Origin of the sequence: Haliea sp. E17 (assembly GCF_048323675.1) — a bacterium.
Lineage (GTDB): Bacteria > Pseudomonadota > Gammaproteobacteria > Pseudomonadales > Halieaceae > Mangrovimicrobium.
In genome coordinates this window covers 1,202,176-1,222,424 of sequence record NZ_JBLWFK010000002.1, presented here as the reverse complement: position 1 = coordinate 1,222,424, position 20,249 = coordinate 1,202,176, and the positions used below count along the sequence as shown (strand labels likewise).

Annotated in this window: 13 protein-coding genes; 6 read left to right on the top strand and 7 right to left on the bottom strand. The window is 63.2% G+C overall.

Annotated features, from left to right (window positions below):
* Positions 1–35 precede the first annotated feature (35 nt).
* The gene (fusA, locus tag ACNKU3_RS08485; RefSeq protein ID WP_418258982.1) at positions 36–2,111 is read right to left on the bottom strand and encodes an elongation factor G; all 2,076 of its coding nucleotides are present in this window, start codon (positions 2,109–2,111) and stop codon (positions 36–38) included.
* A gap of 259 nt (positions 2,112–2,370) precedes the next feature.
* Between fusA and ACNKU3_RS08480 the strand changes: the two genes are divergently transcribed.
* The 3 genes from ACNKU3_RS08480 (at position 2,371) to ACNKU3_RS08470 (ending at position 5,359) form a co-directional block, all read left to right on the top strand.
* A complete protein-coding gene (locus ACNKU3_RS08480; protein WP_418258981.1) occupies positions 2,371–2,604 on the top strand; it encodes a YdcH family protein in 234 nt (77 codons plus the stop codon).
* Between the two features lie 259 nt (positions 2,605–2,863).
* Positions 2,864–3,364, top strand: coding sequence for an aminoacyl-tRNA deacylase (locus ACNKU3_RS08475; protein ID WP_418258980.1), 501 nt, complete (start codon positions 2,864–2,866; stop codon positions 3,362–3,364).
* 198 nt (positions 3,365–3,562) lie between these two features.
* Positions 3,563–5,359 carry a SpoIIE family protein phosphatase gene (locus tag ACNKU3_RS08470; RefSeq protein ID WP_418258979.1) on the top strand — a complete coding sequence of 599 codons (1,797 nt, stop codon included), beginning with the start codon at positions 3,563–3,565 and terminating at the stop codon, positions 5,357–5,359.
* Positions 5,360–5,365: 6 nt separating this feature from the next.
* Here the strand turns inward: ACNKU3_RS08470 and ACNKU3_RS08465 are convergent, their stop codons facing one another.
* Positions 5,366–8,467 (bottom strand): YfiR/HmsC family protein, encoded by a 3,102-nt coding sequence (locus ACNKU3_RS08465; RefSeq protein WP_418258978.1) that lies wholly within the window; start codon positions 8,465–8,467, stop codon positions 5,366–5,368.
* Positions 8,468–8,688: 221 nt separating this feature from the next.
* On the bottom strand, positions 8,689–9,321 hold the full coding sequence (locus tag ACNKU3_RS08460) for a TetR/AcrR family transcriptional regulator (protein ID WP_418258977.1): 633 nt from the start codon (positions 9,319–9,321) through the stop codon (positions 8,689–8,691).
* A gap of 303 nt (positions 9,322–9,624) precedes the next feature.
* Between ACNKU3_RS08460 and ACNKU3_RS08455 the strand changes: the two genes are divergently transcribed.
* Both ACNKU3_RS08455 and ACNKU3_RS08450 read left to right on the top strand, forming a co-directional pair.
* Positions 9,625–12,087, top strand: coding sequence for a TonB-dependent receptor (locus tag ACNKU3_RS08455; RefSeq protein WP_418258976.1), 2,463 nt, complete (start codon positions 9,625–9,627; stop codon positions 12,085–12,087).
* 35 nt (positions 12,088–12,122) lie between these two features.
* The gene (locus ACNKU3_RS08450) at positions 12,123–13,340 is read left to right on the top strand and encodes a cytochrome P450 (protein WP_418258975.1); all 1,218 of its coding nucleotides are present in this window, start codon (positions 12,123–12,125) and stop codon (positions 13,338–13,340) included.
* A gap of 76 nt (positions 13,341–13,416) precedes the next feature.
* On the opposite strand, the gene ACNKU3_RS08445 is transcribed toward ACNKU3_RS08450, so the two are convergent.
* The 4 genes from ACNKU3_RS08445 to ACNKU3_RS08430 form a co-directional block, all read right to left on the bottom strand.
* Entirely contained in the window at positions 13,417–14,106 is a 690-nt protein-coding gene (locus ACNKU3_RS08445; protein ID WP_418258974.1) for a lytic transglycosylase domain-containing protein, read from the bottom strand.
* Between the two features lie 158 nt (positions 14,107–14,264).
* Entirely contained in the window at positions 14,265–15,308 is a 1,044-nt protein-coding gene (locus ACNKU3_RS08440; protein WP_418258973.1) for a DUF2242 domain-containing protein, read from the bottom strand.
* A gap of 129 nt (positions 15,309–15,437) precedes the next feature.
* Entirely contained in the window at positions 15,438–16,841 is a 1,404-nt protein-coding gene (locus ACNKU3_RS08435; protein ID WP_418258972.1) for a WS/DGAT/MGAT family O-acyltransferase, read from the bottom strand.
* Positions 16,838–18,814 (bottom strand): alpha/beta hydrolase fold domain-containing protein, encoded by a 1,977-nt coding sequence (locus ACNKU3_RS08430; RefSeq protein WP_418258971.1) that lies wholly within the window; start codon positions 18,812–18,814, stop codon positions 16,838–16,840. Before ACNKU3_RS08430 ends, ACNKU3_RS08435 begins: the two co-directional genes overlap by 4 nt.
* 276 nt (positions 18,815–19,090) lie before the next feature.
* On the opposite strand from ACNKU3_RS08430, the gene ACNKU3_RS08425 reads away from it, so the two are divergent.
* Positions 19,091–20,245: a YCF48-related protein gene (locus ACNKU3_RS08425; RefSeq protein WP_418258970.1), complete on the top strand. Its 1,155-nt coding sequence runs from the start codon at positions 19,091–19,093 to the stop codon at positions 20,243–20,245.
* The last annotated feature ends 4 nt before the right edge of the window (positions 20,246–20,249 follow it).

The window sequence follows — 20,249 nt, the reverse complement described above, 5'->3', positions numbered from 1 at the left end:
ACCCGCTCATTTTCACCCGGAATTGAACAGGGCGACTAGGCCCGCCGGAGCTTTCCCACCAGCCGCTCCGGCACCGGGCTGTAGTGATCGAACTCCAGGGTAAACAGCGCCCGGCCCTGGGTGGCGGAGCGCAGGTCGGTGGCATAGCCGAACATTTCCGACAACGGCACCATGCCCTGGATATCGTGGGTACCGTCCGCCCGCTGCTCGGTGCCGAGCACATCGCAGCGGCGCGCGTTGAGCTGGCCCAGTACATCGCCCAGGTATTCCTCGGGGGTGACCACCTCAATCCGGCAAACCGGCTCGAGCAGCAGCGGACCGGCCGCTTCGGCCGCCTTGCGCAGTGCCTGGAAGCCCGCATTCCTGAAGGCCAGCTCGCTGGAGTCGACCGGGTGGGTACTGCCGTCCACCAGTTCCACTTCGAGATCGGTCAGCTCCTGGCCCTGCATCAGGCCGGTACTGGCGCCTTCGCGCACCCCCTTTTCCACTGCCGGGATAAAGGCGGCGGGGATGACACCACCCTTTATCCGGTCGGAGAACACCACGCCTGAACCGGTTGCGCCGGGGCGCAGGTTGATCACCACGTGGCCGTACTGGCCGTGGCCGCCGCTCTGGTGGACATAGCGGCCCTCAACCCGATTCACCGGCCGGCTTACCGTCTCCTTGTAGGTAACCAGCGGAGGGCCACTGCGCAAGCGGACCTTGTGCTCGCGCTCGATCCGGTCGATCAGGATCTCGAGGTGCAGTTCGCCCATGCCCGACAGGATGGTCTGGCCGCTGTCCTCGTCCACGTGCACGTGGAAGGTGGGGTCCTCCTCCATCAAGGCCTGCAGGGCGCGATCCAGTTCGTCCCGGTCGCGGACCGCCAGCGGCTCGATGGCGATGTTGATGACCGGGTCGGGAAACTGGATGGCTTCCAGCACCAGGGGATGGTCGATGGCGCACAGGGTGTCGCCGGTGTGCACCTCCTTGAGCCCTACCACCGCATCGATTTCACCCGCGGGTACGCAGTCGATATCCTCGCGCTGGTCGGCGAACACCCGCACCAGGCGCCCGATGCGCAGCTTTTTGGCCGTGCGCGGATTGAATACCTGGTCACCGCTGCGGAGTTTTCCGGAATAGACGCGGACATAAGCCATCTGCCCGGCGTAGGGGTCGGTGACGGTCTTGAACACCAGGGCGCCCAGGGGTTCTCCCGCACTCAGTGGCCATTGTTCCTCGGCGCCTGTGCGGGGGTCGTAGCCGACGATTTCCCGCCGCTCCGGGGGCGCGGGCAGGTAATCCACCACCGCGTCGAGCAGGGGCTGGATGCCGATATTACGCAGGGCGGCACCGCAGAGCACGGGGTAGAGGCGATTGTCCAGGGTGGCCCGGCGCAGGGCCGCCCGCCATTCGGGCTGCTCAATCACCTGGTCGCCGAGGTAGCGTTCCAGCAGCGTGTCGTCGGTATCGCAGATCGCCTCGTACAGCTGCCGCCTCGCGGTCTCCGCCTGTTCAACCAGCGCGTCTGGCAGGGGGCCTCGCTCGGGATCGGCGCCGAGGGCGTCGGGCCACTTGACCAGCTCCATGCCCAGCAGGTCGATGACGCCGGTGAAATCGTGTTCCCGGCCCACGGGGATGTTCACCGGCACCGGCTCGACGTGCAGGCGCTGGCGAATGCTGGCCAGGGCATGGTCGAAATCCGCTCCCACCCGATCCATCTTGTTGATAAAACAGACCCGCGGTACGCCGTAGCGATCGGCCTGGCGCCACACGGTTTCGCTCTGCGACTCGACGCCGTGAACACCGTCGAACACCACGACCCCGCCGTCCAGGACCCGCAAGGCGCGCTGCACTTCCGCGGTAAAGTCGATGTGCCCGGGGGTGTCGATGATATTGACCTGGTGATCGCGCCACTGCGTGGTGATTGCGGCGGAGACGATGGTAATACCGCGCTCCCGCTCCTGGTCCATCCAGTCGGTGATGGTGGTGCCGTCGTCCACCGAGCCAAGCTTGTGGGCAAAGCCGCTGTAGAACAGCATGCGCTCGGTGGTGGTCGTCTTGCCGGCGTCGATATGGGCGATGACACCGATGTTGCGAATCCTGTCGGGCGCGAAATGTCGCGTGTCCATGGGTCGAACCCCCTTGGCGGGAGGGAATCCCTATCAGCTTAGGACATCAGCCGGAGGAGCGGCACTGGGGTCAAAGAACGATGGGGAATATCAGCACTCATGCCTAGACGAAAAAACCATTTACCGATCGACCATCCGGGCACGCAGGGGGGCGGGGCCATTGGCTACACTGTTACCAGGGCCCGCGAACGGGCCCGGGCAGCGGCGGGGTGCGCCCCGCCGCGGGCGTATGCCCGATGAATCCACGGAGTGCCAATCCATGTCCGATTTCAATCACAGCCTCTACACCGATTTTCCGCAACATGCCGAACGTATCCGGCAGCTCAAGCAGGAGGACCCAGCCTTCGCCAGCCTCGCCAGTGAATACCACAAGCTGGATCACAGTGTCCGGGGCCTGGAAATGCGCAATATCCCCACGTCGGACCAGAACTTCGAACAGATGAAACTGCGCCGGGTGCAGTTGAAGGACCAGATCCTGCGCATGCTGGAGTAACGCAGCGCCAACAGGGACGGCCGCCTCCCGGTTAGCGGGAACTCGCGCCCGGTAGGGCAGCGGCTAGGCACCGGGGCAACCCCCGCTACCAGTGTCCACCGCTGCCGCTTCCTGAACGCGCGCTGTGAGTGGTAGCGCTCCCGTTTGGCATAGAGCGCGGGCGATGGATTCACCCGCCTCCTTAGAAGGGTTTCTCATTAATTACTGCGTGCGCCGGGGACTATACTTGAAGGGTCCATCCAGTAGAGGAGGCAAGTTGATGAGTCTCTCTCCCGTCGTTGAAAACTACCTGAATACGCAGCACATCCCCTTTGACGTGGTGGCGCACCCCCACTCGAGCACCTCGTTGCAGACCGCCCACGCGGCGCATGTGACGCCGGCTCAACTGGCCAAGGGCGTGGTGATCCGCAGCCAGGACCAGGTGATCATGTGCATCCTTCCCGCGTGCAACCAGCTGATACTCAACTGGGTGGAACGGGATTACGGGGGCCACTACCAGCTGGTGAGCGAAGAGGAACTGGCCGGGCTGTTTCCCGACTGCGAACCCGGTGCGGTCCCGGCTCTGGGCCAGGCCTACGGTATGAAAGTGGTGTGGGATAACAGCCTGCGCCACGCTGAAGAGGTCTATCTGGAGGCTGGCGACCACCGCCACCTGATCCACCTGGGGCACGGTGACTTCATGTCGCTGATGGCAAAGGCGGACTATGCCACCATCAGCAGCGCCGCGGACACCGCCGAATACTACCGGCACGTCCATTGAGCAAAGCGCGGACGGCCGGCGCCGGTATGTCACCCGCCGTGCAGGCCTCCCGGCACCGTTCCCGCCTCCTGGTCACTACCGCCGGCTTGCGGTAGACCGCGCAGCGCGGCGCTGTCCGGGTACAGGGCGCTTGCTCGCGTACCGGCCGGATGGCGTAAACACGGGTGCGCGAGGCCTGTGGACGCTATACTTCCAGCGATGACCAATAAGCCTTCCGATAGTGCCGGCGAAACCATCGCGGCCAACCAACACCGCACCAACGGCGCGACCTTGCTGGTGGTGGACGACGACCCGATGGTGCGCAAGATCGTTGCCAGGGGGCTTGCCAGGCTCGATCCAGCCGAGGTGATTGAGGTGGCGGACGGAGCGGCGGCGCAGGCAGTGCTGCTGGAGAAGCACGTCGATGTGGTGGTTACCGACGTGCTCATGCCCCAGATGAGCGGCCTCGAGCTCATGAAGTGGGCCCAACAGCACTGTCCGGGGCCGCTGTGGATAGTGTTGTCCGGGCTGGAGACCTTCGACGCCGCCGTGGATGCGCTGCAACTCGGCGCTTTCGACTATCTGGCAAAGCCGCCGGAAGTGCAGCGTGTGCGGGTCGCGGTGCGCAATGCCCTGGACCAGATCGAGCTGGTCCGTGAACGCAAGCGGCTGTACGACGCGCTCGAGCAGCGCAACGCGCAGCTTGCCGAAAAAGTTGATCAACTGGAGAAGGCCTGCGGCATGCTCGAGGAGCAGGCGGGGATAATCCAGGCGGACCTCGACCGGGCCGAAATTATCCAGCGCGCGCTGTTACCACAGGAACCACCGGCAATCGACGGCTGGTGCATGCAGACCCTGTACCGCTCTGGCAGCAGCGTTGGCGGGGACTTTTACGATGTCATCGTACTCAATCGCGATTACCTGGGGCTGGTGATTGCCGACGCCTCCGGGCACGGTGTTGCCGCGGCCATGCTATCGGTGCTGTTCAAGCTGCGCCTGAGCTTCTTCGACCGGGACGCCAACCTGCTGATGCCAAACCAGGTCCTGGAAAACCTCAACCGCAGGCTGATCGCGACCGTGTCGGCGCCCGGCACCTTTATCACCGCCGCCTACGTCATGGTGAATCGGCACACTGGCGAGCTGCGGATGGCTTCGGCCGGGCATACGCCCTGCATCCGCAGCACGCCGGGCGGCGAGGTCCAGTTGCTCGAACGCACCGGCCCGGCGCTGGGCCTGGACGCCGACGCCAGCTACACCGAGCGGGCCTGCCAACTGGAAGCCGGTGATCGGCTGCTCATGTACACCGATGGGGTTCTGGGGGCGGGGGAGACCTTCTCGTGTGACGACCTGGCCGGCACGCTGTGTTCAGGGGTCGACCGGGCCGATGTGCCCGGCAACCTGTACAGGGCGGCCACCCGGGACGCCGCCGGGGAGCGTGACGACATTACCGTCATCCTTGTCGAGCGAGGGCAGGGCGCCAGCCGGTTCGACGACACCCCTGCCCGCGAAGAGCGCCAGGCAGTCCAGGCACCTTCCACCCATCCCGAACTGCGGCAGGCCGTGCGGGACAATCACGCCTTTATCAGTATTGCCGGGGCGGCCACCTGGACCTGCGGCCAGGCCTTCCTCGAGACCGCCAGCGAGCTGCTTGCGCACTGTGACCAGCTGACGATTGACCTGGGAGAATGCTCCTACCTGGACAGCACCTGCCTCGGCACCCTGCACGAGATCGTGATGTCGCAACCGGACGCCGTTTCCCTGCAGCGACTGCCCGATAATATCCGGGAGAGCTTTGAGGAGCTGAGCATGGACGAGGTCCTGAAGCATGCAAACCCTGCTGCCGTCCCCCTCCCGGATAACATGGTTCCGCTGCGGCCGGTGAACAGCGACCCGGCGGGGCAGGGCGCGCGCATCCTCAGCGCACATGAGACGCTGGCTTCGCTGAGCCCGCAAAATCGCGAGGTATTTCAGGGGGTGGTCAATTCCCTGCGAGCGGATCTGGAACGCAAGGAGTAGAAACCCTCAGTCACCGTCAGTCACCGGCGCCCGGTCGCGCATGGACGCCAGCGCCTGTTCCAGCTCGGCCAGTCTTTCTTTCAGCTCGTCAAGAGCGGCGGGGGCCGCGCCAAGCTTGTTCTCCCGGCCCAGATTCTCCAGTACCAGGGCGGCGGCGCCTGTGGCGCGCCCGCCGATGACCTGTGCGGAACCCTTGAGGGTATGCGCCGACAGGCGCAGCGCTTCCGCCGCCTCCCCTGCAATTGCCTCCTCGATAGTCGCCAGCAGGGCGGGACACTGGTCCAGGAACATTTCCGCCAGTTCCAGTAACAGGGCCTCGTCGCCCTCCAGCTTCTCCAGCGCGCCCTGCCAGTCCAGGCAGGCTGCGCCCTCCCGGCTGGCGTCCCTCCCGGTGGCGGGTAGCGCCAGCGCGGCGGCGCCAGATACCGCAGCGCCAGCCCCCGCACCGGGTAATTCGCGTTCCGCCTGATGCGCCGCCGCCGCGGATTCAGCCCCCTGGCGTCCTGGTAAAACCGACTCGACTGCACGGTTCAATTCGACGGCGCGAAACGGCTTGGTCACGAAGTCATCCATGCCGGCGGCGAAACACTGCTCCCGGTCCTCGGTGGTCGCACCCGCGGTCATGGCAATGATCGGTACGTGCGCCTCCGTGCCGCGCTCGCGCTCGCGAATCGTGCGTGTTGCTGTGAGCCCATCCATTACCGGCATGTGTACGTCCATCAAGACCACGTCGAACGCGCCCTGACTGAGGGCCGCTACCGCCTCCCGGCCATTTTGCGCCAGTTCGACGATATGCCCCCGTCGGGTCAGCAGGTCCCGCGCCACTTTCTGGTTGACCGGATTATCCTCCACCAACAACACCCGGCGAGCGACAAGTCCCTCCGGGCGCCCGCCGGGCACTTGCGTCCTGGGTGCCGCCCTGGTGACACCCAGGGCGTCCGTGATTGCCACCAGCAGGTCGGAGTGTTTTACCGGCTTGAGCAGGATGCGGGAAATGTCGAGTCTGGCGCGCAGTGCCTCCTGGTTCGATCGGCCAGCCGAGGTCAACATGAGAATTCGCATATCTGCCTGCCCGGCTTGCTCGCGGATCTTCCCGGCCAGTTCGAAGCCGTCCATGTGCGGCATCATGACGTCCAGTAAACCAATGACGAACTTGTGCCCGTCGCGCTCGGCGCGAGCAAGTTCCGCGAGCGCGGCCTCGCCGCTATCGACGACACTCACCAGCATCCCCCAGTTCGACAGGAGTTCCTGCAGGATAGCGCGATTGGTACTGTTGTCATCGACCACCAGGGCGCGCTTGGCGCGCAGGCTGGACGGGTGCAGGCGCTCGGCCACCGGCCCCTGGGGCAGCTGGAAGTCGACTGTGAATGAAAATGTGCTGCCCAGCCCGATATCGCTGGTCACCTCCATTTTGCTGCCCATCTTCTCCGCCAGCTGGGCGGCAATCGCGAGGCCGAGTCCGGTACCGCCGTATTGGCGGGTTGTCGATGAGTCGGCCTGGCCAAACGCTTCAAAAATTTTCTGTTGTTGCTGTGCGGAAATGCCCAGGCCGGTATCGCGAACCTCGAACACCACTCGCGCCGTGACTGCGTCGTGCGATTCCAGTTGCAGGTCGACCGCCACCTCCCCGGATTCGGTGAATTTTATCGCGTTGCCCACCAGGTTCACGATGATCTGCCGCAGTCGCAGCGGATCGCCGATCAGGTGCTCGGGGACCTCGGGAGGGATATGGAAGGTGAGTTCCAGGCCTTTCTCGGCGGCACGCAGCCCCATGCTCTGCAGGGTGTCGCCGAGTATGTCCCGCACGTTAAAGGGGATGGCCTCGAGTTCGAGCCCGCCCGCTTCGATCTTGGAGAAGTCCAGGATATTGTTGATCAGGCCCAGCAGCGTATCTGCCGACTTGATAATCAACGACACATATTCTCTTTGCTGGCCGGTCAGGTCGGTGCCCTCCAGCAGTTCAGCCATGCCTATCACGCCGTTCATCGGCGTGCGTATCTCGTGGCTCATGGTGGAGAGAAAGCGGCTCTTGGCCTCGGTTACCTGCTGCAGTCGCTCGTTGAGCACCTCCAGTTCCCGGGTCTTGCCCTCCAGTTTCCGGGCCATGCGGTGTTTGCTGCGGTAGCCGCGAAATATGATGACGATCAGCGTCAGCACCAGCAACAGGGCAGCGATAGCCGCGCTCAGGATCAACTGCTGGTGTTCGATAGTGCTGACCTGCTTTGCCAGCACCGTGCTCTGCTCCGCTATCCGGCGCTCCTGGCTTTCGATCTCCGCCTGCTGCTCCTCCAGCCGCTGCAGGTTCTGGTTGATTCTTGCCGAATAGCTTTCTATATGGGCCTCTTTTTCCGCGAGAATACGCTCTTTCTCCGCCAGTGCGGTTGCATTCTCCCCCAGCCTGCTTTCACTTTCCCTCAGCCTTTGCGTATTCTCCTGGAGCGTCGACTGGACGCCGGTGAGTTGCTGTTCCAGCCGGGTCAGTTCCGCCGAGTTCGCCGACATCTCCCGCCGTTGCGCCTCGATGGTACTTTCCTGTTTCGCCAATAACTGTTTCTGGGCTTCCAGTTGCTGCAGTTGCTGGGTGGCGATCGCCTTCGCCCGGACCAGTTCCGCCTCGGTCTCGCGGTATATCGTGGCGGCATCGAGTTCGGTACCGCCAAAAAGTAAAATATCCTTCGACAGTTGCAAGCCCGCATACACGATATTGCTGCGGTTGATTTCGAAGGACAGCCGTTGGTCGGTCGGGTGCGTGAAATTCACCATGATATGGCTTTGATCGTCACTGCTATCGGTAACAATCAGGGTGTTGCTTTGGTGTAACTCGCGATCGATGTCAACCAGGTCGGCACTTTTCGATTTGGACAGCACCAGGACGTGGGCCGCCCTGGCATTTTTCACTGAATCGTACTGGATGACGACCACAGGTTTGCCGCGCACCGACAGTTGCGGTGCCTTCTTCCTGAGTGCAATCAGGAGGGCCCTGTCACGTCCGTACAGGCCGATGACGAAAGGGTCAATTTGCCGCTCATCGGGCCAGGTCGTGTTGGCAAGGATGGCTTGCAGCAGGGAAACTTTGCCGTCTTCAACGCTGACGGTCTCCTGTGCCAAGGCGGTAGATACCACCAATGCCAGAAACCAGCAGGGTATCAGGAGAAACAAGCTTTTTCCGACGGTTGTCTGGCGCATTCCTTTCGAGACAGCGATCAGTGACGCCGCTCCTTCAAATGGGTGAACTCCTGGTTGCGAAACTTACTGTTTTTTTCCTGCAGAGGTTACCGGAATTCTAGCACAGGGCGGGGTCGGGAACATTCGACCGGCGGGAGCGGAAATCAGCTCCGCCGCTGGTACACGCGGAAAAAGTAACCGATGGCTTTATCGGTCTTTTTGTTGATCATCCGTGTGCTCATCGGCGGCCGTGTGCCGAAGATGACGCGGTGGAAATCCGAGCCGACGAGCAAATCCAGAAAATGTTCCGCCGCCTCGTGCATGTCGTCGATAGCCAATTCCGACTGACCGTTCGCCCTTCCGAGAACAGCCATGATGCCCTCGATGACTTTCTCGTTGCTTTCTTCGAGGTAGTGCCGTGCCAGCTTCGGAAAGCGGCGGGATTCCGCGGCCATGTTACGGAACAGGGCCAGCGTTTCGGGAGCATTGGTAATTTCCAGGACATGCCTGCCAATGTGTTGTAACTGCAGTTTGAGCGGCAGCTGATCGAGGTGACCGGGCTCGAAATCCTGATAGATATGGTCGAGCTGGCGCCGTATCACCTCGATGAATATCTCTTCCTTGCTGCTGAAATAGTTGTAGATCGTCCGCTTTGACACACCGGCGGCTTCAACAATGCTATCGATGCTGGCGGCGGTGAAGCCCACCTCGAAAAATACCTCGGCAGCAGCATCGACTATCTGCTGAATTTTTCCTCGTCGCCGTTGCTCCCTGGCGGAGGACTGGGTGGATTTCATACTGCTTGGCGTCTCCCTGTGCCCGGATGGCTGGCGGTTTCCCGGGTCCGCCATTATGGTTTTCGCCGCTGCAGAGCGCAAATACCCCGGCCCAGGCAGCCGCGCCAGGAATCCTGGCTTGACGTTTATAAACGGTACGGTGTAGTTTACCTTATGTCGGAGGCCGACTCCAGAGACCGATTCAGCTGCTCTCGTGGCCTGAAGCACCACAGACTGGCGCGTGAACTCAAGCACTGGAACATGCCCCGAAATGCGGCAACCTGCATGTCGCAGCACCGAGAATTACTATAAATGGTGAATAATATGTCCGGATACCACGCACTGCGCTACCTGCCGGCCGCTGTGGCCGCAGCAGCAATGACCCAGCCGCTCCCCTCGCTCGCCCAGGCGCAACTGGAAGAGGTCATCGTCACTGCCCGCAAGCGGGAGGAATCGATCATGAAGGTGCCGGTGGTAGCCACCACACTTTCAGGCGAGCAAATCCGCAACTATGCACTGGAAGATCTCAATTCCGTATCCGAGCAGGTACCCGGTCTCAACGTCGGGAACCAGGTCCTCGCCAGTGGCACCCAAGTGACCTTGCGCGGTATCGGCACCTCGACGCTGAATCCCGCTGTGGACCAGTCCGTGGCCCTGAACGTGGACGGGATGCAGATGACCCAGGGTTTCGCCTACCGCATGGCGATGTTCGACATCGCGCAACTCGAAGTGCTCAAGGGTCCCCAGGCCCTGTTCTTCGGCAAGGCGAGCCCCGCGGGCGTGATCGCGGTGACCACCGCGGACCCGGGAAGCGAAGCGGAGATCTCCCTGCTCGGGGGCTATGAATACGAATCCGAGGAAGTGCTCACGGAAATGATTCTCTCGGGTCCGCTCACCGACACGCTGGGTGTAAGGCTCGCCGCGCGCTACGCCGATGGCGACGGCTATTTCGAAAACACCGCAGTGCCCGGATTCGACCCCCTGGCAGCCAGCCTCGGCGACGGCAGCCTCGGGGCGAGGGCGCCGGACAGCAGGGACTATGACAGCCATGAGTACTGGCTGGTGAGGGGCACGGTGGTCTGGGAACCCACAGACATACTGAGCGCGCGACTGAAACTGAACTACGCCAGCGACGAGTCGCCGGGGTCGGGAGGGGTCGGGCAAATGGCATCCTGCCCGGAGGGAACAGGCGGACTCTTTCTCGACTTCATCGGCGGATCGGAAGACTGCAAGATCGACGACAAGGTCAACGTGGCCTCACTCAAACCCGAAGTTTATCCCAATGTGAAAAACGGCGGGCAACCCTACACCGAGGCCGACCAGCAGTTCTCGACGCTGGAACTCAACTACTCGATCAGCGATGCACTGGTCATAACCTCGGTCACGGGCTATTACGATATCGATATCGAGGCCATGATCAACGGTACGACGACCACCCAGTTTGGTCCGGCTTTCTCGGCGTTCAGCCACCTGGAGCGCGACGATTTCACCCAGGAACTGCGCCTGACCTCTGATTACGATGGAAACCTGAACTACCTGCTGGGCGCGTTCTACCAGGATGGCACCACCGACTTTTTCGTCGACCTGCCGTTCAACCAGATCATAGCGCAGGCGCAGCGCCTGCCCCTGCAGAGCCTGGGGACAGCACAACACCGGGTGAACACAGAGGCGCTGTCGTTTTTCGGCCAACTGCTCTGGAATATCCTGCCTGAGCTCGAATTGGGTGTGGGTGTGCGCTGGACCGACGAGGAGCGGACGCACCAAGTGAACAACCTGAGCGATGTCGTCAATGGCGGCAGTCCGCGCCGGGTGGATTTGCTGGAGCCCAAGATAGGCTCCGACAACTGGGCGCCAGAATTGACCCTGACCTACACGCCCAGCGACGACATCACGCTGTTCGGTGCCCTGAAGCAGGCCTATAAATCCGGATCCTACGATGTTGCCGGCATACCCGCCGACGGCACCTCGACGTCTTTTGATGATGAAGAGGTGGCCGGTGGCGAGGGCGGCATCAAGGCGCGCTTCAGCGACGGCCGGTTCTCCTTCAATGCTGCGGGCTATTACTACGAGTTCAAGGACCTGCAGGTCGAGCGCTCGGACTTCGATCCCAATACGGGCACGCTCATCACCCATACGGTCAACGCGGCAAGCGCGGACGTGTACGGCGTCGATGTCGATGCCGCCTATATTCCCGCTTTCCTGCCCGCGATGACGCTCTATGGCGCCCTCAGCTGGAACAAGGCGGAGTACTCCGATTTCAGAGATGCGGCCTGCTGGGGTGGCCAGACAATCGCCGCCGGCTGCGACCAGCTCTATGACGACAAGGTCAACGGCGGACTGGGTGGCTACACCGCCCAGGATCTCAGCGGCACGGAATTACTGCGTGCACCCGAATGGTCGGCCAATGCCGGCTTCGAATATACCAGCGATCTCACCGCATCGATGGAATACATGTTCGGCTCCAATGTCAGCTGGTCATCGAAGTTCCTGACCAACCCGCTGGCGCGTGCCGACATGTACCAGGACAGTTATACCAAGATCAGCGCAAGCCTGGCGCTGCGGGACAAGCAAGGCCGCTGGGATGTCGCGCTGATCGCTGACAACCTCACCGACGAGTTGGTCTCGGGCAACTGTGTCGGTACCGACTATGCCAACGGCGGCATTCTCGGCAATGTGGTCACCGGCCAGGACTTCCTGGGCGCCAGCGGCGTCAATGAACTCAACTGCAACGTCGCGCCGGGCAGGGCTATCTGGCTGCGTCTTACGGTGCGTCCGCTGAATTTTTGAACCCCGTAAACCCATCCCGAAAAAGGAGGAGTGCCATGACCACCGACACCGCATCCAGGCCTTCGCACGTACCCGAAGCGCTGTTTCTCGATGACGATTTCATCCGTTACAGCATGGAAGGCGACGACCCGTTCAAGGCGATCAGCAGGCTGCACGGGGGCGAGGGGGTCGTGTGGATCACCAACGCGCACTTTGGCCAGCCCGGCTGGCTGGTCACCAGTAACGAGTATGTTCGCGAGGTATTCAGCGACTGGGAGAAGTTTTCCAGCGATTACCGGGCCCTCGAATTACTCGGCATGACGCTGAAGCTGACGCCGCTGGAATTCGATCCGCCCCAACACCATCTCTACCGGCGGATTCTCAATCCCTTCTTTACCCCGCTGAAAGTCAGGGAACGCGAGGACGCGATCCGGGCTGCCTGCGACGACCTGATTGCCAAATTCGAAGACCGGGGTTCCTGCGAGTTCATCAGTGAATTCGGCGAGATCCTGCCCGCCCATATCTTTCTCGACCTCATGGGTCTGCCGAAAGACCGCCTGGACGAATTCCTCGCCTGGGAGCACGACCTGATACGCGCCGAAGACCCCGGCAAACGCATAGCGGCAATGCAATCGACCATCGGCTATCTCGGGGAGTTCATCCAGCAACAGAAAAAGAACCCCACGACCGAGCTACTCGAAGCGATGGTGACTGCCCGTTACGACGACAGCCGGGGACTCACCGACGAGGAGATCCTGGGCATGTGCTACCTGCTTTACATCGCCGGTCTGGATACCATTTACAGCGTTCTCGGCTGGACCTTGAAGCATATCGCCAGTGACCCCGGCTTGCAGGCGCGCCTGCGCAACGACCCCGCGAGCATCCCCGGGGCCGTCGAGGAATTCATCCGGGCGTTCGGTGTGCCCAGCCCTACCCGGCGGGTCAGGGAGGATTGCGAATTCCACGGCATCGCAATGAAAGCCGGCGAACTGGTTATACCCTGCATCCCTGCCGCCGCCCGCGACCCCCGTGTTTACGCGGACCCCGACAAAATCGACATCGACCGGTCGGCGCGCCACCTGTCGTTTGCGACAGGGCCGCACATCTGCCTGGGGATGCACCTCGCGAGGCGGGAAATCGCCATCGTGATCGAGACCTTCCTGTCGCGCTTCGACAATATCCGCATCCCGGAGGGCGAGACGGTGAGCTATCACGCCGGCGGTGTATTCGGGGTCGATCGCCTGCCGCTCGAGTGGGAAAATCGGCGCGGGTAGCCAACCTGCGGCGACACCGCTGCAGTGGACCAGTTTGTCCGGGGGGGGCTGTACACGGAATATTCGCGGGTGATGCCTAGGACGTTTTGGAGAGCGCGTCACGGTAGCGCGCGTGCAGGATTTTCACCCGCTTGACGTAGACTTCGGTTTCCTCGTAGGGCGGTATGCCCTTGAAGCGTTCCACTGCGCCGGGTCCCGCGTTATAGGCAGCGGTTGCGAGCGTGGTATCGCCGTGGTTTTTTTCCAGTAACCAGGCGAGGTAACGCACGCCGCCCTGGATGTTTTCCTGCGGGGAATAGGGGTCGGCAACACCCATGTCGCTGGCCGTGTCAGGCATCAACTGCATCAGGCCGAGCGCGCCCGCCCTGGATTTCGCGTTGGATTGAAACGCCGACTCGGCATGGATTACCGCGCGCACCAGCGCGGGGTCGATCCCGAACTCGTTCGCGGTGGTGTCGATGATATCCTTGAAGGCGCTCAGGTGAAGGGGCGTGGTATTCCAGTCCACGGTTGATCGGGGATTGCAGGCGTAGCAGCCGAGCATGACCGTGACGACCTGGTATTTCTGCCCGCTGGGTGCGCGATCCGAGAATGAGGTGGCGCCCGTGCGGTCGGTGTACTTGTACACCTTGAGCCTGGGTCCTGTTCCGGCGGCGGGCACTGCCGCCGGATGGTCGGCGCCGAGCACCACTGGTCCACGCTCCGCAGTGGCGGAATGCGCCAGCACGGCCAGCGCAACCAGCATCGTTCCGAGCAAACCCCTCACGCGATCTTATTCCCCCACCGTTTTTACCGGATTGTAGTCCGAATGGGGCTCCAGCGAAGCCTGGATTTGCCGAAAAGTGCCATTTAACCCGTGGCTCTGTTCCCCGGGAACCGCGCCGCGATATCGTTTTCGATCCGCACAGGGCGCGGGAACTGGCGCTATTCCTCGTCGTAGTGCCAGTCGGCGGGATCACCGTAGGGATGCGGAGAATCCGGGGACAGCTGTGCAGGGGTTTCTGGCGGGGTGGCATCGCCCTCGCCAGTTACCGCGCCTGATTCAGGTGCAGGTTCAGGCACAGATACTGTCTCCGTTGACGGTTCAGGCGAGGGTTCCGGCAGCGGCTCGGACGAGGGCTCGGGCAGGGGTTCGGGCAGGACTTCCGGCAGCGCCTCTGGCACCGCTTCCTGCAACGGATCCGAATCGACGGCTTGCGGCTGCTCCGGGGGGAGCGGTTCGACAGCCCCGGGGCTGGCGGTGTTTTCCGCGTCCGGTGTGGTTTCCGGCGGCAGGGCCGGGGCCACTCTCACGATCGCTGCGCCCGCGGCCGGCTGCACGGTCCCGGGCTGGGGTTCTTCGCTGGTCGTTTCCGGCACGGCGGAAAACTCCGTGGCGATAATAGCCTCGGCCTCGTTTGTGGGCGGCTCCGGTGTGGCGGCGTCGGTTGCCACTGCGGGCTCTGGTGCGTCGGGCTGCATGTCGTTCAGGGTGCGTTTGACGGCAGCAAAAAAGCGCTGGTAGAAGCCGGGGTCTTCAATGGTGTCCTCTGAAACCTTGACCAGGGAATCCGCGCTCTGGCCTATGGGCAAGGAGATGGTACCGATGGCGCTCACGCCAACACTGGCGGAGCTGCTGCTTTTCTTGAGCGCGTAGGTAGTGAGCAGCCCTGTGGCAAACACCGTGCTGCCGCTGCTCTCTGGCAGGCAGACCACGTTCATCTCGATAAAGCTGTTCGGGTTGTCTTCCCGCTTGACCGCCTTGCGCGCCTTGACGCCTTCGCTGTTCGCGCCCTCTATCAGGTAGCCCTGGCCGAGCAGCACGCGGCGGGCGCTTTCGCAGGCGGGACCGACTTCCCCGTGGATGCGCTTCTTGAATGGGCTGTCACTCGCGAAGTGTTCGTCGCTGTAGGCCGTGCGCTGGTTGCTGCAGGCTGACAGTAAAAGTACGCTGGCGATGAGCAGCGCAATGTTCAATCTATTGTTCATAAAAAAGCGTTGGAGCGGGTTTGATCAGTACTTGAATGACTCGGCGTCAGCAGTCGGGGGGCTGAGAAGTGCAATGATGCAGATCGGCGGAGCCGCAGTAAAGGGTAAAAATAGCAGGACGGGAGCCGGCTAGGAGCGCCTCCGGCCCACACCCGCCAGGGCCTTGTACTCCCTGAGCGCTTTGCGGATGCCATCCATGAGCTTCCAGGGTTCGGCGACCAGCCGCGGTTCGATGGTGAGGCCGAAGTACACCCGTCCCGCATAGCTCATGCAGGTGACATTCAGGCCGCCACCGGGGCTGATGATGGAAACGGGATAGATCGCCCTGGCGCGCGCTCCACCCACATACATGGGGCGAGGGCTGCCGTGGATATTGGAGACGATCAGGTTGACCCCCATCAGCCTGGCAATCTGCTCCGCCGGGGCAAGGTACATCATCGCCTTGACAGCGAGCGGGGGAAACAGCTGCAGGTATTCGAGGACGCTCTTGCTGCCGTGGTGTGCCGATTCCTTGGCCCGCTGGGACTCCCCGGAGATCGCGCGCAGGCGCTCCAGGGGGTCCGCGAGGTCGGTCGCCAGGGTCACTGACGTCGTCGTGACCCGGTTGCTGAATTTGTCGTCCGCTGCCGTGCGCAGGGATATCGCCACCGATGTCCGCAGGGCCTGTTGCGGAAGCTCCCCCCGGGCCAGCAGATACTCCCGCATGCTGCCGCCCACGATGGCCAGCAGCACATCGTTGACGGTGACGCCATAGCGACGCCTGATGGCCTTGATATCGGCCAGCGGCAGCGATCCAAAGACGAGGCCCCGGTCCCCGCTGATATCACCGTTGAGGCAGGTCTCCGGCGCGCCCGCCCTGGCATGTTTCGGCGGTGTAAAGGGGTTGTAGGTGGTGAGCTGGTGCCGCAACGTGTCATAAATCTCCCCGGTGATGCGCAACGAGGAGCGGGTCAGGTGAAGGGCGGTGTTCAGGGACTGCTGCCAGGCTTCTGGAACGTCCCCTGCGGCGGCGTTGGCGATGGCGGGGTCGATCTCGCGCGGACCGGCGTCCGGTTCGAGGTCCCACATGACTGCGGTCAGGCGGTTGGCACCTTCCCCGTCCATCATGCAGTGGTGCACCTTCTGCAGGAAGGCGAAGCGCCCCTCGCCAAGCCCCTCGATAAACCATATCTCCCACAGCGGCCGGCTGCGATCCAGGTGCCGGCTGTAGAGCCAGGCGGCAAGCTCGGACAGCGCCTTTTTGTCGCCGGGCGAGGGCAGGGCAATGCGGCGGATATGCCAGTCCGGATCGAAATCCCGGTCCTCCACCCAGTAGGGCAGGTCCAGCCCCAGGGGAACCTCGTGCAGTTTCCAGCGGAACTGGGGTATGCGCAGGATGTGCGTTTGCATGTGCCGCTTGAACGTGGCGAAGCTGTAACCGGGCACGGCCCGGGCGTCCAGTTCCACGAGGGCGGCGGTATGCTGGTAGACGCTGGGCGTCTCCCCGCCGATAAACAGGGATTCGCTCGGGGTCAGCTGGCGCAGTGTTTTCACCGGCGTGCGCTCGCCCTGGCGCGGCGGGAGCCCTTGCCCAGGTGTCGATTGAAGAACTCACCCACGTGCGTGATCGCCTGCTGCCCTTCGGGGATGAAGGAGAAGGTCGGCCAGGCGTGCGGCAGCCCCTCCCAGACCTCGACCTCGAAATCCACGCCCTGGGCGCGCGCCTTCCTGGCCACGATGAGGGTGTCGTCGAGGAGGGTTTCGGTACTGGAGACCAGGGCGAAGGTGGGCGGCAGCCCCTCGAAATTGCCGAAGATCGGCGAGACCAGCGGCTCCCGAACCCGGCTGGCATCCACGTACAGCGGATAGGCCGCCATTTTCATCATCCGCCGCGGGGTCATCGGGTCGCGCCACTGGTTGGTGATCCGGGCGGCGGTGGAGAAACTCAGGTCGGTCAGCGGGCTGATCAGCGCGCAGGCCGCCGGCATTGGCAGGCCTTCCTCCCGCAGTGCCAGCAGCAGCGCCAGTGCCAGGCAGCCACCGGCGGAGTCCCCGGAAACCGTGATGTCCTCGGGCGCGGTGCCGGACTCCAGCAGGAAGCGGTAGGCCGCGATGGCGTCCTCCAGGCCCGCGGGAAAGGGATGTTCCGGCAGCAGGCGGTAGTGGACCAGCAGGGCATTGGCGCGGGTCTGCCGGACCAGCCTGCCGAGCATGGCCCGGTGGCCGTTGCTGGCGGGAAACACGAAGGCGCCGCCGGGAATATGCAGCAGTGTGCGGCGGGTCGCTCGCTGCTTGTCCGGCTTGATCCATTCAGCGTGAAAATTTCTGTTTTCCACCACTTCCCTGTGAGTACCTTCCAGGGTCACCGGGGCCGGCATGCGCTCGACCGAGGGAATAGCGCTGGTGTCGCCGTGGCTCATGCGCCGCATCATCGGCTTCAGGGCCAGCCGGAAGGCGAGGCTGGTCAGCGCCGCCTGCCAGCTGAGTCGGGGGTTGGCGGCGGACTGGTAGGGGTGCTCCCGGAAGGCATGCAGTTCCGATTCGGTTTGCAGGGTGATGGGACCAAATGCCGCATTGGGGTCATCCACCCGGGTTTTGGCGGTGATCGAGCGCAGGGTCTTGCGCCAGCTGCCGGCCGCGTGGACCCAGGCCTGCAGGTGTGCGTCCGCGCCCTCGGTAATCCAGTCCAGCAGATCGTGCGGCGTGCGCACAGCGGTGATCTCGCCCAGGTGGTGCAGGCGTTCCGCCGCGAATTCGCCGGAAAATTTACTCATGTCGCGGCACTGGTAGCGGAGTTTGGCGGCGGCGTAGTTGAGCCGTTCCAGGCAGACGAAGGGGGCGTGGATGGCGTTCGCCGAAAAGGATCCGCTGCTGGCCACCGAGGTAAATTCGTTGAGGTAGCGCTCCATCAGCTGCACGTAATCCTGTGCGAGACGGTCACCGAACAGGGGATCTTCTACCGGCGGAATGGCCTTGTTGATCTCCTGCCAGTCGATGTCGCCGAGGGCGCTGCGCGAGGGCAGGAATACGCTCTGCTCTTCCAGCTGCATATGGGCCAACAGGGCGTCGGCGTAGCTGTCCAGTTTGTTCGCCAGGGCCGTGGCGCGCGAACCGCGCGTCGGCCGGTTCTGCGCCTGGAGCCGGTGGTAAAGGTCCGCACTTTGCTCCCCGGTCTTTGCGTGGTCGCGCTCGAGCCTGGCAATCGTCTTGCGCATCTCGCTGCCGAGGCCGGACATCCTGGCGAAGATGAGGTCCTCCTTGGGGTGATGGTAGCGATCGGGAAATTCGACGAAGTAGCGCATGATCGCTTCCATGCTTTCGAAGTCGGCATCCTTGCCAGCCCGGAGGTTCGCCGCCTCGGCCTTGAGCAGGTGGAGCAGCCGCGTCGCATAGCGGTGCTCGTCGAAAATGGCGACGATGGGCTTGGGGAATTCCCAGCGGTCGACGGCAATGCGCTTCCTGCCACCGCTTTTTGCTTGCGCCGGGCGCTTGCGGGGTGTTTTTTTCCGGGGACTGCTGGCGTCCACTCGCGCACCTCATTCCTGCCTGTTGGATTAACCATCCCACTAACCGGCCATTTGTACAATACCCCAGCCAGCCAGCCAGGGCGGGATGGGGATTGCACCGGGGGCTTCGGCCCGCCTTGCATTGCAGTTATGCCATTTTCTCGCCCGCCCTGCGCTGTTTCTTCGCATTCCTTGACCTGACACATGGAATACCGCGGTCTAATCTTGGATGATCACGAGTCTTGGACCACGCCAGTCCACCTTGCCCAATAATAGCTGGCGGGAGAAAACCGGAATATGTCGCGATTTACAGGGCCCATCAGCCGCCATTCGTCCGCACTGTTGTGCGCGTTCGTGCTGGCGACTCACGGGACTGTAGTTGGGGCTGCCGATTTCGCCCTGATGCTGCCCGGGGCGCCTCACTCACTGCTTCTGGATATCGCCTCGGCCGGCGCGCGCCTGGTCGAGGTCGGTGAACGGGGCCACATCCTGTACTCCGAAGACCAGGGGCAAAGCTGGGTGCAGTCCCGGGTCCCCACCTCGGTCATGCTTACCCGGGTGTTCTTCATCGACGACCAGCGCGGATGGGCGGTCGGCCATGACGGCAATATCCTGTCGACCGCGGATGGCGGCGTGCACTGGGAGATGCAACGCGAGGGGCTGAGCGCGCAGGCGCAAATCAACGAAGAGCGGCTGGCGCGCGCCCGCGGCGAGGTAGCAGCTCTGCGCGGCCAGGCGGATGGCACAGGCGAAGTGGGCAGTGAAAGCAGCGACGACCCGTTGCAGGCGGCGGAGCACGCCCTCGAAGTGGCCCGCCAGGCCATGGCCGACCCGGTCTACCCGCCGCCATTGATGTCGGTGTGGTTCTCCGGCGCGGACCAGGGCTGGGCCGCGGGCGCATTCGGCACCCTGCTGCGCACCTCCAATGGTGGCCGCCACTGGGATGACTGGAGCTGGAAGGTAAACAACCCCGACGAGCTGCATTTCAACGGTGTGGTGGGTGATGGCGAAGGCAACCTCTACCTGGCCTCGGAGTGGGGCACGGTGTTTCGTTCCAGCAACAGCGGCGAGACCTGGCAGGCGGGGGAGACCGGCTACGATGGCAGCTTCTTCGGTGTGCTGGTCAATCCGGCCAGCCAGAGCGTGTTTGCCTACGGCATCCAGGGTACGGTCTATCGCTCGCGTGATCGCGGGAAAAACTGGGAGGCGCTCGACACGCCGGCTCGCGACAGCCTGTTCGGGGCCACCTGCAGCAGCGCGGGCACCCTGGTGTTCGTGGGTGACAACGGCAGCGCCATTGCCAGTGATGACGACGGCGATCACTTCCGCGTACTGGCCACACCCGACCGGCGCAGGCTGACCGGAGTGACTGCGCTCGGCGCGGGGCGCTTCGCGGCGACCGGCGAGGGCGGCAGTGTCACGCTGCCCGCGGCGGCACCCGGGCAGAGGTAGGCGA